This window comes from Cupriavidus pauculus (genome assembly GCF_008801835.1).
GTDB classification, from domain to species: domain Bacteria; phylum Pseudomonadota; class Gammaproteobacteria; order Burkholderiales; family Burkholderiaceae; genus Cupriavidus; species Cupriavidus pauculus.
In genome coordinates this window covers 72,994-88,465 of sequence record NZ_VZOW01000001.1, presented here as the reverse complement: position 1 = coordinate 88,465, position 15,472 = coordinate 72,994, and the positions used below count along the sequence as shown (strand labels likewise).

Genomic DNA, 15,472 nt, shown 5'->3' with positions numbered 1-15,472 from the left:
ATGACCGGCAGAATTCCGATGCCTGTGTCCGCCGCCACCGATGTCGGCGGCCCCGCACAGCCGCTCGTCATCGCGCGCGATCTGATCAAGCACTTTCCGCTGAAATCGCCGATCCCGCTGCGCAAGGGCGGTGTGGTGCGCGCGGTCGACGGCGTGAGTTTCGACGTGCTCAAGGGCGAAACGCTCGGCGTTGTCGGCGAATCGGGCTGCGGCAAGTCCACCACCGCGCGATTGCTGATGCAGCTGACACCGCACGACAGCGGCGAACTGATTTTCGACGCGCAGGCAGTGGGATCCGCGCAACTGCCGATGAAGGCATTCCGCAGCCAGGTGCAGATGGTGTTCCAGGACAGCTATTCGTCGCTGAATCCGCGCCTGACGATCGAGGAATCGATCGCCTTCACGCCGCGCGTGCACGGCCTGCCGTCCCGCGAAGCCACCGAGCGAGCGCGCTATCTGCTGGAGCGCGTGGGGCTGGACGCCAAGCGGTTTGCGGGACGCTATCCGCACGAACTGTCGGGCGGGCAGCGCCAGCGCGTGAATATCGCGCGAGCGCTCGCGCTGCGTCCGCGGCTGGTGATCCTCGACGAAGCGGTGTCCGCGCTGGACAAGTCGGTCGAGGCGCAAGTGCTGAACCTGCTGCTCGACCTGAAGGCCGAGTTCGACCTCACCTACGTCTTCATCAGTCACGATCTCAACGTGATCCGCTACCTGTGCGATCGCGTGATGGTCATGTACCTCGGCAAGGTGGTCGAAATCGGCGACACCGAGACGGTCTACGCCAATCCCGCGCATCCCTATACGCGCGCGCTGCTGGCGTCGATGCCGTCGATGGATCCCGACCATCGCACGCTGGCCGCGCCGCTGGCAGGCGATCCGCCCAATCCGATCGATCCGCCGCCCGGCTGCAGTTTCCACCCGCGCTGCGCGCGCGCCGAACCGGTCTGCGAACGCCGCGCGCCCTCGTTGACCGACGCGATCGCCGGCCATCCCGTGTCCTGCCTGATGGCCATGCCGGACGGCGGCCATTCGTTGCCGCTGCAGCGCCTGACGCCGGGCCTGCACGCCGCCACGCCCTGATTTCGCGGAGATATCGATGTCCCATCCCTCCCCAGCACCCGCCATATCGGTACGCGACCTGCACGTGACGTTCTCGGGCGGCGGCAAGACGATCCAGGCCGTCAACGGCGTATCGCTCGATGTCGCCCCGGGCGAAGCCGTCGCGTTGATCGGTGAATCGGGCTCGGGCAAGAGCGTGACGCTGCGCGCGCTGATGCGCCTGCATCCGCCACGCCGCACCACGATTGCCGGCAGCATCCGCGTGGAAGACCAGGACGTGCTCAAGCTGGACAAGCGCGCGCTGGCGCGCCTGCGCGGCGGCACCGTGGCGATGGTGTTCCAGGAGCCGCTGCTGGCGCTCGATCCGGTCTACACCGTTGGTCAGCAGATCGTCGAATGCATCCGCACCCATCGCAAGGTGTCGAAGCAGGAAGCGCACGCGCTGGCGCTCAAGGCGCTGCAGGCGGTGCGCATTCCCAGCCCGGAGCGGCGCCTGGCCGCCTATCCGCACGAGATGTCGGGCGGCATGCGGCAACGCGCGATGATAGCGCTGGCGCTCTGTGCGCAACCGCGGATCCTCCTGGCCGACGAGCCGACCACTGCGCTCGACGCCACGGTGCAGATCCAGGTACTGATTCTGTTGCGTGAGCTGCAACGCGAGCTTGGTTTGTCGATCGTGTTCGTGACGCACGACATCGGCGCGGCGGTGGAAATTGCCGATCGCGTCGCGGTGATGTATGGCGGGCGCATCGTCGAGGAGGGCCCGATCCGCACGCTGATGCGCGAGGCGCGCCATCCCTACACCATCGCCTTGCTGCAAAGCCGCCAACACGGCATGGCGCGCGGCGAACGTCTGCAGACGATTGGCGGCGCCCCGCCCGATCTCGCCGCGCTGCCCGCCGGCTGTACCTTCGCACCGCGCTGCGCGCATGCCCGTGCCCAATGCCTGGCCCAGGTGCCGGCGGCGGTGTCGCTTGGCAATGGCCACCGCGTCAGCTGCGTGCTGGTGGGCGCGCCAGCCGCGACCGAATGCGCCGCGTAATGCGTCTTTCCCAGCGACGTTTCAAGAATCGAGGAATCCGAACATCATGAGCCTGTCCACCCATCCCGCCCGCGCATTCCTGCCCTATCCCGAGGCGGCTGTGCCCAACGCCGCCAGCGGCCCGCTGCACGGCCTGCGCTTTGCCGTCAAGGATCTGTTCGATGTGGCCGGCTATCCCACCGGAGGCGGCAACCCGCACGTGCTGGCGCGCTCGGGCATCAAGACTTCCACCGCGCCCACGGTTCAGAAGTTGCTCGATGCCGGCGCGAGCTTCGTCGGCAAGGTTCATACCGACGAGCTGGCGTTTTCGATGAACGGCCAGAACCATCACTACGGCGGCCCGTACAACGGCGCGGCGCCCGACCGCATCACAGGCGGATCGTCATCGGGATCGGCGTCGGCGGTCTCGCACGGGCTCGCCGATTTCGCGCTGGGCACCGACACCGGCGGCTCGGTGCGCGCCCCGGCCAGCCATTGCGGGCTATTCGGCATCCGTCCTTCGCATGGGCGGATTTCGCTGGCGCAATGCATGCCGCTGTGCGAATCGCTCGATACCTGCGGCTTCTTTGCGCAGGATATCGCCACGTTCGCCCGCGTTGCGGACGTGCTGCTCGGCACCGACGGCGATCCGCTGCCCGCCAGTCCGAAGCTGCTGCTGGCCGCCGATCTGTTTGAACTGCCCACGCCCGAAGCCCGCGCGGCGCTGGCGCCCGCCGTCGCGCGTATCGAAGCCGTGTTTGGCAAGGCGGTGCCGGTCGATGTGGCGGATCGCCCGCTATCGGACCTGTACTGGGCATTTCGTTACGTGCAGGGCTGGGAAGCGTGGCAGGCCGACGGTGCGTTGATCGAGCAATACGGACTGCAACTTGGCCCCGACGTGGCGGGCCGCTTTGCCTTCAGCAAGGCCGTGACCCACGCGCAATTCGAAGCGTCGAGCGCGGTCCGGCGCGAGTTCACCGCACACCTCGGCCGCCTGCTGGGGCACGACAGCGTGCTGGTGCTGCCGACGATGCCGGACATCGCGCCGCTGCGCACCACTCCGATGGAATCGCTCGAGGATTACCGTACGGCTGCCGCGCATACGCTGTGCCTGACGCCGCTGTCCGGCTTTCCGCAGATCAGCCTGCCGTTGGCGGGCCGCGCTGGCGCCCCGCTGGGCATTTCGCTGATCGGCCCCAAGGGCAGCGACCGAAGCCTGATCGCGGCAGCGCAGACGTTGATGGCGACATCGGTCTGAACTACGCTGGTAGCTGGCCGCTGCGGGCGGCGGCCAAGGCAAGGCCCAATCCTGCTGCCCCACTTTTACTCGCCCTTTTGCGGTCGCCTCGCGGGGCCGCGCCAACCAGAACGACGACAACCACAACCACATGACCCGACTGCGCATGACGGCCGCCGGCCACACCTTTATCGCCGAAACTCACCCGGACGCGCCGCAGACCGTGGCCGCGTTCCTGAAGCTGCTGCCATACCGGCAGAAACTGATCCACGTGCGCTGGAGCGGTGAAGGCTGCTGGATCCCGCTTGGCGAATTCAAGCTCGGCGTCGGCTTCGAAAACCACACCAGCCACCCGTCGGTCGGCGACATCCTGTTCTATCCCGGCGGCTATAGCGAAACCGAGATCATCCTGGCCTATGGCAGCTGCTGCTTCGCCAGCAAGATGGGCCAACTGGCGGGCAACCACTTCCTGACCGTGGTCGAAGGAAAGGAAAACCTGCGCGCGCTGGGCACCAAGGTGCTATGGGAAGGCGCGCAGGACGTGTTGTTCGAACTGGCCGAGTAGCCCGATCGGCGGCGCGGACCGCGCGCCGCCGGGCGTCAGCCGGCCGTCACGACGCCGCGCGCGTCGCCGGGCGGCTTGACGCGGAACCATGTGGCATATAGCGCCGGCAGGAACAGCAGCGTCAGCACCGTCGCCACCACCAGTCCACCCATAATGGCCACCGCCATCGGCCCCCAGAACGTCGAGCGGGACAGCGGGATCATGGCCAGCACCGCTGCGGCCGCGGTAAGGATGATCGGTCGGAAGCGACGCACCGCGGATTCGACGATCGCCTCCCAGGGCGGCAGGCCAGACTTGATATCCTGCTCGATCTGATCGACCAGAATCACCGAATTTCGGATGATCATGCCCAGCAGCGCGGTAATGCCAAGTTGCGCGACGAAACCCATTGGCGCGTGCAGCAACAGCAGCGTCGCGGCTGCGCCGATCAGCCCCAACGGCCCGGTCAAGAACACCATCACAGCGCGCGAGAAACTGTGCAACTGCAGCATCAGCAGCGTGAAAATCAGGAAGATACACAGCGGCAATTGCGCGGCAATCGACGCGCCCGCCTTGCCGCTTTCCTCCTGCGCGCCGGCAATGGTGATGCGGTAGCCGGGCGGCAGCGCGGATCGGATCGGATCGAGCTTGGGATCGATCTGCGCGGTCACGGTCGGGCCCTGGATGCCGTCGACGATATCGGACTGCACGGTGATACCGAAATCGCGGTTCTCGCGCCAGATCACCCCTGGCTCCGACTTCAGCGCTATCCGTGCGACCTGCGTCAGCGGCACTGCGCGCCCGCTGCTGGTGGGCACCAGCACGTTGTTCAGGTCGGCCATCGTGTCGCGTTCGCTGCGCGGCGTGCGCATGATGATGTCGATCAGCTTGTCGGCGTCGCGGTACTGGCCCACCGGTACACCGGTCAGCACCGCTTGCGTCGCGCGCGCGATGGCGTTGGTGGTCACGCCGAGCGCGCGCGCCTTGTCCTGGTCCAGTTCGAGACGCAGCATCTTGACGTTCTCGTTCCAGTTGTCGTTGACGCCGACGGTGTTCGGATTGGCCGCCATCACCGCGCGAACCTGGTCGGCCGCCTTGCGCACGCCAGCCGCGTCGGGCCCGATCACGCGAAACTGCACGGGATACGGCACCGGCGGGCCGTTCGGCAACAGCTTCACGCGGCCGCGCAACTGCGGGAAATCGCTGGCCAGCACGCGCTCTATACGCTTGCGCAGCGCATCGCGCGCCTCCAGGCTCACCGGCATCACGATCGCCTGCGCCACGTTCGATTGCGGAAAGATCTGGTCGAGCGGCAGGTAGAAGCGCGGCGCGCCGGTGCCGACGAACGACGTCACGCTCTGCACGGCCGTATCGCGCCGCATGGCCGCTTCGAAGCGCTTGGTCACGGCTTCAGTCTGCGCGAAACTCGTGCCTTCCGGCATCCACAATTCCACCATCAGCTCCGGCCGGCTCGAATCGGGGAAGAACTGCTTTTCCACGTACTTGAACGCGAACAGGCCTAGTGCAAACGCCGCCAGCGTGATCGCGATCACGGTCTTGCGCCACGTCACGCACCAGTTCACGAGCCGGCGAAAGCGCGCATAGAACGGGGTATCGAATACCTCGTGCTGGCCACCGGCGTTGCTGCGCGTCTTCAGGATCAGATAGCCAAGGTACGGTGTGAAGTACACCGCGGCCAGCCATGACAGCACCAGCGCCAGCGCCGTCACCGCGAAGATCGCGAAGGTGTATTCGCCCACCGTGGAACGCGCCAGGCCCACCGGCAAAAAGCCGGCCGCCGTGATCAGCGTGCCGGTCAGCATCGGCATCGCGGTGGACGTATAGGCGAACGTCGCCGCCTCCATTTTCGAGAAACCCTCTTCGAGCTTGCGCACCATCATTTCCACCGCGATGATGGCGTCGTCGACCAGCAGGCCGAGCGCGATGATCAGCGCGCCGAGCGAGATCTTGTGCAGCCCGATGCCGAAGATGTTCATGAACAGGAACGTCACCGCCAGCACCAGAGGAATGGTGAGCGCCACCACCAGACCGGGCCGCACGTCGAGCCGCAGCGGGCGGGTATGCAGGCCCAGCGACACAAAGCTCACGCCCAGCACGATCACCACGGCCTCGATCAGCACGCGCACGAATTCGCCGACGCTGCGCTTGACGGCCTGGGGCTGGTCCTGCACCTGATCCATCTCGATGCCGATCGGCAACTGGCCGCGCAGGCGATCGGTCACGGCGCGCAATTCCTTGCCCAGCGCGATGATGTCGCCGCCCTTTTCCATCGAAATGCCAAGCCCGATCACATCCTTGCCGTTGAAGCGCATGCGGCTGACCGTCGGATCGACATAGGCGCGATAGACGTGAGCGATGTCGCCGAGCCGGATGTTGGCGATGCCGTTCGGGCCGCGCAGCACCAGGTTCTGCAGATCCTCGACATCGCCAAGCTGGCCCGTGACACGCACTTGCAGGTTGTCGGTGGGCGTCACCAGCACGCCGCTGCCGGTGGGATTGTTCTGTTCCGCGATCTGGTTGGAGATGGCGTTGATATCGAGTCCCAGTTGCGCAAAGCGCGCCTGGTTGAATTCGATATAGAGCTTTTCGTCCTGCAGGCCTAGCAGCGAGACCTTGGCCACGGCAGGAATGCGCAGTAGTTCCTGGCGCACCAGGTCGGCATATTCGCGCAATTCCTTGTAGTTGAAGCCGTCGGCCGACAGCGCGTAGATCGATCCGTAGACATCGCCGAATTCATCGTTGAAGTACGGGCCGCGCACGCCTTGCGGCAGTGTTTGCTGGATGTCGCCGATCTTCTTGCGCACCGTGTACCAGATCTGCGCGGTGTCCCTGGCTGGCGCATTGTCGGCCAGTTGAAAGATCACCGTGGTTTCGCCGGGCTTGGAAAAGCTGCGGATCTTGTCGGCGTAGGGCACTTCCTGCAGCTGGCGCTCGATCTTGTCGGTCACCTGCACGGCAATCTGCTCGGCGGTGGCGCCCGGCCAGAACGCCTGCACCACCATCACGCGGAACGTAAATGGCGGATCTTCGTCCTGGCCCAGTTGGAAGAACGCCAGCAGCCCGCCCAGCAGCAGCACGACCAGCAGATAGCGCGTGAGCGGCTGGTGCTCCAGCGCCCAGCGCGACAGATTGAAGCGGGAATGTTCCATGCGCGGATCTCAGCCCAGATGCCGGTCGAGGGCGCTCAGTTGCGCGCCGGGATCCGAGGCCGGCTGGGCCGGCGCCACGCTCTGCATCGGCTTGACCTTCTGTCCCGGCTTGAGCAGATGCACGCCCGCGGTGACGATGGTCTGCCCCGGCGCAAGGCCCTGGCGCACTTCGATCAGATTGCCCTGCGCTTCGCCGAGCGTCACCGACACCGGCTTGACTGTGCCGGCGCCGTTAGCGCCTGGCTGGTAGATCCACACCTGATTGCTGCCCCTGTCCTGCAGCAGCGCGGTCAGCGGCACGCGGATCGCCGCGGCCTGGCCGGTGCGCGTGAACGACACCACGGCGGTCATGCCGATGCGCAGATCGGCCGGCGGATTTGGAATGCTGACGCGCGTGGGATAGGTGCGCGTGACGGGATCGGCCGCCGCGGAGATTTCGCGCACCCGGCCCGGCAATGCGCGATCGGGATCGGACCATGTATGGATCGACACCTCAGAAATACCGCGCAGCATGTCGACCTGATCTTCAGGCAAGCCGATGGCCACTTCCTTTTCCGCGGTTTGCGCCACGCGGATCACCGGCTGGCCGGGCGTGACGACCTGTCCCACTTCGGTATCGATCGCCGTGACCACGCCGTCGGCATCGGCGGTCAGCACCGCATAGCCGGTCTGGTTCGACTGGTTGCGCAGGTTGGCCTGCGCCTGGCCCAGCCGCGCGTCGGCGGAATCGAAAGTGGCCTGGCGACGCTGCAGTTCGGCGGCACTGATGAAGTTGCGCGCGGCCAGCTCCTTGTAGCGCTTCAGGTCTGCGGCGGCGAGATCGCGATCGGTCTTGGCCGCGTCGAATTGCGCGCGCGCGCCGGTTTCGGCCAGCGCCAGATCCGTGGGGTCCAGACGCGCCAGCGGCTGCCCCTTGCGCACCGACGCGCCGACGTCGACCAGGCGCGCCGCGATCTTGCCGCCGACGCGGAATCCCAGTCGCGACTCGATGCGCGGGCGCACCTCGCCCGAAAACTCGAAATCGGTCCTGCCTTGCGCCGGGCTCAACTGCATCAGCCGGACTGGCCGCACCTCCTCGACCGGTTCCACCTTCTTGCCACAACCCGTCAGCACCAGCGCTGCCGCCGCAAGCAGAAGCCCAAGTCGCGCGCGACCGACACGGCGCTGCACGACGCGGCGCGCCATTGGAGGTTCGTCAAATCTGGCGGCCGCAACTTCCGGCCTGGCGTAAGGCTCTGGCATGACAAGCGTCTTGATCGGTGGGAACGGTGAGGCGAAATTTGGCTGCTACGTCGCGGCTCGATGTTTCGCAATCGGGCCGGCGGGGAAACGGCCACGCGCGGCATCGGCCGAAGTGCCTCCCCAGGCGCCTCCGCTGCTGCGCGGAAATAAATAACTGGCCGGTCAGTAATATAGCGACGGACCCCGGGTGCGTCAAACGCCGGATGACGAACGCCTGTATGGCGCGACAAACCGCCACAGCGGCGGTGCCGGCCGATCACGCGTGCCCGTCGCGAAGACTGCTGCGGGCGTGCATGCGTTGGCGGGCGCCGATGTTACAATTCGCCGCTTTGGCGCCGCCCCGCCGCCCACCACTAAGAGATTGGCGTGACGCCCGATCAGTACTGCCAGGAAAAAGCCGCGAAAAGCGGCTCCAGCTTTTATTACAGCAGCCTGCTTCTCCCTCCCGAACGCCGCCGTGCCGTCACGGCCCTGCAGGCCTGGCGCCTCGAACTCGACGCCATCGTTCATGAAAATCACGATGCGGGCGTAGCGTTGCAGCGCCTGGACTGGTGGCGCGCAGAAATCCGCCGGCTATACGACGGCCAGCCCAGCCATCCCGTCAGCCACGCGCTGCAACCCTACCTGGCCGACCTGCCGCAGGCGGAAATGACCCAGGTGATGGACGGCACGGAGATGGATCTGGCGCAATCGCGCTATTTCGATGACGCTGCGCTGGGCAAGTATTGCCGCGCCGTCGGTGCGACGCTTGGCAAGCTCAATGCGCGCCTGCTCGGTTTTACCGATCCGCGCACGCTCGACGCGGCCGAACAGCTTGGCATGGCGCAGTTGCAGGTGCGTATCGTGCGCGAAGTCGGCCATGACGCGCGCCAGGGGCGCATCTATATTCCCGTCAGCACGCTGCAGCGCTTTGAAGTGCCTGCAGCGGACATCATGCAGTCGCGTAGCTCCGATCAGTTTGTCGCGCTGATGCGGGATCAGGCCGCCGCGGCGCGCACGCAGTACCGCGACGCCCTGGCACTGTTGCCGCGCGCAGACCGCCGCGCGCAGCGCGCCGCGCTGGCGTTGGCCGCCATCCACCAGGCATTGCTCGACGAAATCGAAGCGAGCCACTTCCAGGTGCTGTCGCAGCGCATCGCGCTCACGCCGATGCGCAAGCTGTGGATCGCCTGGAAAACCTGGCTGCGCAACGGTTGAGGCCGCGCCATGCGGGCGACCGTTTTTTGCACGCTGAAGTGTCGATGTATTGAAGCCACAAAGTCATGACCACTGCCATACCCGCCCTCGGCCAGTCGATACTGGACCACGCAGACGCCCTCGCCCGTCATTCCGATATGGAAGGCGGCCTCACCTGCGCGTTTCTCACGCCGGCCCATCGTCAGGCGCAGGCGCAACTGGCGCGCTGGATGGAAGATGCCGGCATGACCGTACGCATCGACGCAATCGGCAACGTGATCGGACGCTACGCCGCCGATCCCGCCGTCACCGCGCCCAAGGTGCTGATGACCGGCTCACACTTCGACACGGTGCGCAACGGCGGCCGCTACGATGGCCGGCTGGGCATCCTGTTGCCGATCGCGGTGGTCGGCGCGCTGCGCGATGCAGGCATTCGCCTGCCGTATCACCTTGATGTCGTCGGTTTTGCCGAAGAAGAAGGGCTGCGTTTCAAGACCAGCTTCCTGGCCAGCAGCGTGCTGGCCGGCCGGTTCGATGCGGCACTGCTCGACCGCGTCGATACGGACGGCGTCACGATGCGCGACGCGCTGACCGCTGCGGGCTTCCCGGGCGCCGGCAGCATCGACGCACTGCGCGCCGCCGCCATCGACCCCACTTCGCTGGCCGGTTTTGTCGAAGTCCATATCGAGCAAGGACCGGTGCTGCTCAATCGCCAGCTGCCGCTGGGCATCGTCACGCAGATTGCCGGCAGCAGCCGCTTCCAGGTGCGCGTGGAAGGACTGGCCAGCCATGCCGGGACCACGCCGATGGATATGCGGCGCGACGCGGCCACGGGCGCCGCGGAAATGATCCTGCTGGTGGAATCGCGCTGCGCCGCGGCGCCTACGCTGGTCGGCACGGTGGGCCAATTGCAGGTGCCGGACGGATCGAGCAACGTGATCCCGGCCGCGTGCGTGTTTTCGATGGATATCCGCGCCGGCGAAGACGGCATCCGCGAAGCCGCAATTGCCGACATCGTGGCGGGCATCGAGCGGATCGCGAAGCGTCGCGGGCTGCGCGCCAGCGTCGAGCGTGTGACGCCGGTCAATAATGCGCCGTGCGCGCGCTGGCTGATGGATCAGTTCTCCGCCGTGTTGCGCAAGCGCGGGCTCGATGCCTTCGAGCTGCCTTCCGGCGCGGGACACGACGCGATGATGATGCAGCGCGTCACCGACGTGGCGATGCTGTTCGTGCGCTGCGGCAACGGCGGGATCAGCCACAATCCGCTGGAGACGATCACCGTGGAAGACGCTCAGCTGGCAGCCGAAGTATTTGTGGATTTCCTGCGCCACTTCCAGCCCAGAGGCTAACGAACAAGGCGCGGCGGTTTAGCTGCCGCGGTACATCTCGCGGCTGAGATCGTAGAGATTCTTGCGCAAGGATTTGCGCTCGTCTGGCGAAAGCCGCGGATTGCCGCCGCGCTGCCCCTGACGGCCCGCGCGTTCGGCCATGTCGCGCTCGGTCTCGGATTGATTGGCGCGCCGTGCCGGCTGGCGGTTGCGCTCGGACTGGGCCTGGCTGCTGCCCTGTTGCTGGCCATTGGGATGAAGCAGGTGTGCCATGCCCGCGGACTGGGCGTGCGAGGCGGCTGGTATCGCCGCCCACAGTAGGGACACGCCGGCAAGCCATGCCACCCGTGCGCAGACTGCGCGACGCAGGGTTTGCCCGTGCCGGTTTTGCTTCACTTTCATTGGATAATGGCGGTTTCGACTGTGCTCCGGAAGGGCTTTGTCCCTTTCGATGCCGGCGCATCCGCACTCCGCCTGGCGATAACTGGCTGCGTGCCAGCGTTGCCGGATAGGGTTGCGCGATACCCGTGGTGTCTTGTTTCCGATGCAATCGAATCAGTCTCGGAAAACGGTTTGCGGAGTGTAAATGCACAAAAGGTGCACGCCGCCATACCACAGGGTAAAGTATGTAACGTTTTGTTAAGCCATTTTGAGCGAAAGCGATAATCGCTAAGATACCGCCATGGAAAATACCAGCCACAAGATTCTCGTCGTGGATGACGACCCGCGTTTGCGCGACCTGCTGCGCCGCTACCTTGGCGAGCAGGGCTTTACGGTCCTCGTGGCGGAAAATGCCACGGCCATGAACAAACTCTGGCTGCGCGAGCGATTCGACCTGCTGGTGCTCGATCTGATGATGCCCGGCGAAGACGGCCTGTCGATCTGCCGCCGGCTGCGTGGCGCCAATGACCAGACGCCGATCATCATGCTCACCGCCAAGGGCGAGGACGTGGACCGCATCGTCGGCCTGGAAATGGGCGCCGACGACTACCTGCCCAAGCCTTTCAATCCGCGCGAGCTGATCGCCCGCATTCACGCGGTATTGCGCCGCAAAGGCCCGGCCGAAGTGCCAGGCGCGCCGTCCGAAACCCCCGAAACCTTCGCCTTCGGCGATTTCGTGCTGAACCTGGCCACGCGCACGCTGACCAAGAACGACGAGGAAATCACGCTGACCACCGGCGAATTCTCGGTGCTCAAGGTCTTTGCCCGTCATCCCCGCCAGCCGCTGTCGCGCGAAAAACTGATGGAAATGGCGCGCGGACGCGAATATGAAGTGTTCGATCGCAGCCTTGACGTGCAGATCTCGCGCCTGCGCAAGCTGATCGAACCCGATCCCGGCAACCCGCGCTTTATCCAGACGGTCTGGGGCCTGGGTTACGTTTTCATCCCCGATGGCGTGAAGTAGAGCCGGTCCGTCCGCAAGCAGCATCGTGGCGACCGCTCTCGGCCGTACCGCAACGCGGTTCTTCGGTTCGCTGTTCTGGCGAACCTTCATGCTTATCGCCCTGTTGCTGGCGATCTCGCTGGGCATCTGGTTCCAGAGCTACCGGCTGTTCGAACGCGCGCCGCGCGCCCAGCAGATCGCCATGCAGGTGGTCAGCGTGGTCAAGCTCACGCGCGCCGCCCTGCTCTATTCGGACCCGGCGCGGCGCCGCTTCCTGCTGCTGGACCTGGTGCAGAACGAAGGCATCAAGGTTTATCCGCGTGAAAAGGACGACGATTTTGCCGCGCCCACGGCCAATCCGTTTCTTACCCAGCTGGTGCAGCAGGAAATTCGCAGCCGCCTGGGCGAGGACACGGTTATCGCCACCACCGTCAACGATATTCCCGGCGTGTGGGTCAGTTTCGAAATCGAAGGCGACGACTACTGGGTAGCCATCAGCCCCGAACGTTTCGAACGCGTGCCCGGCATCCAATGGCTGTGGTGGAGTATTGCCGCGCTGCTGCTGTCGATCATTGGCGCGGCGTTCATCACCGCACGCGTGAATTACCCGCTCAAACGGCTGGCCAACGCCGCGCGCCAGATCGGCACGGGCGGCGACCCGCCGCCGCTGCGCGAGCAAGGCGCCAGCGAGGTGGCGCAGGCCAACCGCAGCTTCAATCAGATGGTGCGCGATTTGCGCCAGCTCGACGACGATCGCGTGGTCATGCTGGCCGGCATTTCGCACGACCTGCGCACGCCGTTGACGCGCCTGCGGCTGGAAACCGAGATGTCTCCGGTCGATACCACCACCCGCGACGCGATGATCGCCGATATCGAACAGATGGACGCCATCATCGGCCAGTTCCTCAACTACGCGCGTCCCGGTCAGGAAGTGGTGGAACCGGTCGATCTTTCCGCGCTCGTGCAGGAGTCGGTTGGCGTCTATGCGGCCCACGACGATGTGCGCGTGCATGTGCGTTCGAACGGCCCAGTGATGGCCGTCGCAAATCGCATGGAAATCCAGCGCATTCTCGACAACCTCGTGGAAAACGCGCGCCGCTATGCCAAGGACGAAGAAACCGGCATGGCCGACGTGGAAATCTCCACGCGCGTCGAGGACAAGGACGCCGTGCTGATCGTCGCCGATAACGGACCGGGCGTGCCCAACGAGCAACTGTCGCTGCTGACGCGTCCGTTCTATCGGCTCGACAGCGCGCGCAGCGAAGCCAAGGGCGCAGGCCTTGGCATGTCCATCGTCAACCGCATTCTCCAGCGCAACGGCGGCCGACTGGTGCTGGCCAATCGCGCCGCGCCTAAAACCGGCCTCGTGGTCAGCGCGTTCTTCCGCCGCGCCTGAGGCGGCACACCACGTCTCGCATCGCGCCGCACCTTGGGACCGCGGACGGCAGTCCGCACCCTCTCTCCTCTTGATCCAACCGCATCAGCCCACGCCGCAATGGCGCATGCGCCGCATTGACAGGTTTTCTTCAGGAATTGATACGGAATTGAAAGGTTGTTGACAGGCGATTGACAGCGACACCGCGCACACTCCACGCCATCGACAGGCCGATGCATACCGATGCATCCGCAGCCACGGCGCCGCCTGCCGCATGACCACCGCCGTGGCTGATAACGATCGACAACATGCCGCCGGACCCAACTGGTGGCGACCGAGAGACAGCCATGTCCAACACTTCCAATCCTCAGCACAGTTTTCGCACCGTGTTCCGCGTTGTCAGCGGAAACTTTCTGGAGATGTACGACTTCATGGTGTACGGCTTCTATGCCGCCGCCATCGCACATACCTTCTTTCCGTCCGGCGACGAGTTTGCCTCGCTGATGCTGTCGCTAGCGACGTTCGGCGCGGGATTTCTGATGCGTCCGCTCGGCGCGATCGTGCTGGGCGCCTATATCGACCATCACGGCCGTCGCAAGGGGCTGATCGTCACGCTGGTTCTGATGGCGCTCGGCACGCTGCTGATCGCCGTGGTGCCCGGCTATGCGACGATCGGCATCGCCGCGCCGCTGCTGGTGCTGCTGGGCCGGCTGCTGCAGGGCTTCTCGGCAGGCGTGGAACTGGGTGGCGTGTCGGTCTACCTTTCCGAAATCGCCAAGCCGGGCAAGAAAGGCTTCTACGTGGCGTGGCAATCGGCCAGCCAGCAGGTGGCGGTGATCTTCGCGGGCCTGCTCGGCGTCGTGCTGCACGCCACGCTTGCTCCGGCGCAAATGGATAGCTGGGGCTGGCGCCTGCCGTTCCTGATCGGCTGCCTGATCGTACCGTTCCTGTTCATCATTCGCCGGTCGCTCGAAGAGACCGAGGAATTCCGCGCGCGCAAACATCGTCCCAGCATCAGCGAGATCTATCGCTCGATGCTCGACAACTGGGGCATCATCATTGCCGGCTGCATGATGGTGGTGATGACGACGGTGTCGTTCTACATGATCACCGCTTATACGCCGACGTTTGGCAAGACCGTGCTCAAGCTCGACGACGTGGACAACCTGATCGTCACGATGTGCGTGGGTCTGTCGAACTTCATCTGGCTGCCGCTGATGGGCGCCCTGTCCGACCGCGTCGGGCGCAAGCCGCTGCTGGTGATCTTCACGATCGCCACGCTGATTACCGCGTACCCTGCCGTGTCGTGGCTGGTGGCGGCGCCCTCGTTCGAACGTCTGCTGATGGTCGAGCTGTGGCTGTCGTTCCTGTACGGCAGCTATAACGGTGCGATGGTCGTCACGCTGACCGAAGTCATGCCGCCCGCCGTGCGCACCGCTGGTTTCTCGCTGGCCTACAGCCTGGCCACGGCGCTGTTCGGTGGCTTTACCCCGGCGATCTCGACCTACCTGATCCACACCACGGGCAACAAGGCCGCACCGGGACTCTGGCTGATGTTTGCTGCAGCATGCGGCCTGGTGGCGACGCTGATCATCTTCCGTACGCGCCGCACGCAAGCCACGCTCCGCGCGGCCTGAGCGCGTCTCGCGCGTTTGATCGCATTCATGCGTAGCCGGCGCCGTTTGCCAGCTACGCATGAAACGCGTGTGACCGCTTGAGACAAATCTGAATATTTCCGACGCTTCCCGTCATGCGCCGTCGCGCGTGGCATACTCGCTGCAGCCGCTCACGGCTGCACGCCCCCTCGCACGATGCGCGCCACACGATTCATCAGACGGCGCCTATCGGGCTGGTTGAGAATATCAATTGGCCGCAGCGCCTCCGGCGACGCATAATCACGTTTTAATGCGATCGCGCATCGACGCGTTCCTGCCCT

Annotated in this window: 13 protein-coding genes; 9 read left to right on the top strand and 4 right to left on the bottom strand. The window is 65.3% G+C overall.

From position 1 onward, the window contains the following. From F7R19_RS00390 to F7R19_RS00375, 4 genes are all read left to right on the top strand, one after another. Entirely contained in the window at positions 1-1,080 is a 1,080-nt protein-coding gene (locus F7R19_RS00390; protein WP_223505708.1) for an ABC transporter ATP-binding protein, read from the top strand. A 16-nt stretch (positions 1,081-1,096) separates the two neighbouring features. Continuing rightward, complete coding sequence (locus F7R19_RS00385; RefSeq protein ID WP_150979000.1) at positions 1,097-2,101, top strand: ABC transporter ATP-binding protein; 1,005 nt, start codon at positions 1,097-1,099, stop codon at positions 2,099-2,101. A gap of 46 nt (positions 2,102-2,147) precedes the next feature. Continuing rightward, entirely contained in the window at positions 2,148-3,338 is a 1,191-nt protein-coding gene (locus tag F7R19_RS00380) for an amidase (RefSeq protein WP_150978999.1), read from the top strand. 130 nt (positions 3,339-3,468) lie between these two features. Next, positions 3,469-3,882 (top strand): DUF3830 family protein, encoded by a 414-nt coding sequence (locus tag F7R19_RS00375; protein ID WP_061957522.1) that lies wholly within the window; start codon positions 3,469-3,471, stop codon positions 3,880-3,882. A 35-nt stretch (positions 3,883-3,917) separates the two neighbouring features. Here the strand turns inward: F7R19_RS00375 and F7R19_RS00370 are convergent, their stop codons facing one another. Both F7R19_RS00370 and F7R19_RS00365 read right to left on the bottom strand, forming a co-directional pair. Next, a complete protein-coding gene (locus F7R19_RS00370; protein WP_150978998.1) occupies positions 3,918-7,031 on the bottom strand; it encodes an efflux RND transporter permease subunit in 3,114 nt (1,037 codons plus the stop codon). A gap of 9 nt (positions 7,032-7,040) precedes the next feature. After that, a complete protein-coding gene (locus F7R19_RS00365) occupies positions 7,041-8,216 on the bottom strand; it encodes an efflux RND transporter periplasmic adaptor subunit (RefSeq protein ID WP_223505706.1) in 1,176 nt (391 codons plus the stop codon). Positions 8,217-8,639: 423 nt separating this feature from the next. Here F7R19_RS00365 and hpnD point away from each other — a divergent pair, with 423 nt between their 5' ends. Beyond that, the gene (gene hpnD / locus F7R19_RS00360) at positions 8,640-9,470 is read left to right on the top strand and encodes a presqualene diphosphate synthase HpnD (RefSeq protein ID WP_150978996.1); all 831 of its coding nucleotides are present in this window, start codon (positions 8,640-8,642) and stop codon (positions 9,468-9,470) included. A 65-nt stretch (positions 9,471-9,535) separates the two neighbouring features. Further along, the gene (locus F7R19_RS00355; protein ID WP_150978995.1) at positions 9,536-10,798 is read left to right on the top strand and encodes a Zn-dependent hydrolase; all 1,263 of its coding nucleotides are present in this window, start codon (positions 9,536-9,538) and stop codon (positions 10,796-10,798) included. An 18-nt stretch (positions 10,799-10,816) separates the two neighbouring features. Here F7R19_RS00355 and F7R19_RS30090 read toward each other — a convergent pair whose 3' ends face one another. Beyond that, complete coding sequence (locus F7R19_RS30090; RefSeq protein WP_223505703.1) at positions 10,817-11,050, bottom strand: hypothetical protein; 234 nt, start codon at positions 11,048-11,050, stop codon at positions 10,817-10,819. A gap of 409 nt (positions 11,051-11,459) precedes the next feature. Between F7R19_RS30090 and ompR the strand changes: the two genes are divergently transcribed. Together ompR and F7R19_RS00340 are read left to right on the top strand one after the other, a co-directional pair. Continuing rightward, positions 11,460-12,182 carry an osmolarity response regulator transcription factor OmpR gene (gene ompR, locus F7R19_RS00345; RefSeq protein ID WP_006576352.1) on the top strand — a complete coding sequence of 241 codons (723 nt, stop codon included), beginning with the start codon at positions 11,460-11,462 and terminating at the stop codon, positions 12,180-12,182. A gap of 25 nt (positions 12,183-12,207) precedes the next feature. Further along, positions 12,208-13,557 carry an ATP-binding protein gene (locus F7R19_RS00340; RefSeq protein ID WP_061957516.1) on the top strand — a complete coding sequence of 450 codons (1,350 nt, stop codon included), beginning with the start codon at positions 12,208-12,210 and terminating at the stop codon, positions 13,555-13,557. A 130-nt stretch (positions 13,558-13,687) separates the two neighbouring features. Here the strand turns inward: F7R19_RS00340 and F7R19_RS29625 are convergent, their stop codons facing one another. Further along, a complete protein-coding gene (locus F7R19_RS29625; RefSeq protein WP_170292541.1) occupies positions 13,688-13,846 on the bottom strand; it encodes a hypothetical protein in 159 nt (52 codons plus the stop codon). Between the two features lie 37 nt (positions 13,847-13,883). Between F7R19_RS29625 and tcuC the strand changes: the two genes are divergently transcribed. Continuing rightward, a complete protein-coding gene (gene tcuC, locus F7R19_RS00335; RefSeq protein WP_061957515.1) occupies positions 13,884-15,173 on the top strand; it encodes an MFS transporter in 1,290 nt (429 codons plus the stop codon). The last annotated feature ends 299 nt before the right edge of the window (positions 15,174-15,472 follow it).

Excerpts from the sequence above, each read along its gene's own strand:
- F7R19_RS00390 (WP_223505708.1), top strand. The coding sequence starts at position 1 with ATGACCGGCAGAATTCCGATGCCTGTGTCCGCCGCCACCGATGTCGGC.
- F7R19_RS00385 (WP_150979000.1), top strand. The coding sequence starts at position 1,097 with ATGTCCCATCCCTCCCCAGCACCCGCCATATCGGTACGCGACCTGCAC.
- F7R19_RS00380 (WP_150978999.1), top strand. The coding sequence starts at position 2,148 with ATGAGCCTGTCCACCCATCCCGCCCGCGCATTCCTGCCCTATCCCGAG.
- F7R19_RS00375 (WP_061957522.1), top strand. The coding sequence starts at position 3,469 with ATGACCCGACTGCGCATGACGGCCGCCGGCCACACCTTTATCGCCGAA.
- F7R19_RS00370 (WP_150978998.1), bottom strand. The coding sequence starts at position 7,031 with ATGGAACATTCCCGCTTCAATCTGTCGCGCTGGGCGCTGGAGCACCAG.
- F7R19_RS00365 (WP_223505706.1), bottom strand. The coding sequence starts at position 8,216 with ATGGCGCGCCGCGTCGTGCAGCGCCGTGTCGGTCGCGCGCGACTTGGG.
- F7R19_RS00355 (WP_150978995.1), top strand. The coding sequence starts at position 9,536 with ATGACCACTGCCATACCCGCCCTCGGCCAGTCGATACTGGACCACGCA.
- F7R19_RS30090 (WP_223505703.1), bottom strand. The coding sequence starts at position 11,050 with ATGGCACACCTGCTTCATCCCAATGGCCAGCAACAGGGCAGCAGCCAG.
- ompR (WP_006576352.1), top strand. The coding sequence starts at position 11,460 with ATGGAAAATACCAGCCACAAGATTCTCGTCGTGGATGACGACCCGCGT.
- F7R19_RS29625 (WP_170292541.1), bottom strand. The coding sequence starts at position 13,846 with ATGTTGTCGATCGTTATCAGCCACGGCGGTGGTCATGCGGCAGGCGGC.
- tcuC (WP_061957515.1), top strand. The coding sequence starts at position 13,884 with ATGTCCAACACTTCCAATCCTCAGCACAGTTTTCGCACCGTGTTCCGC.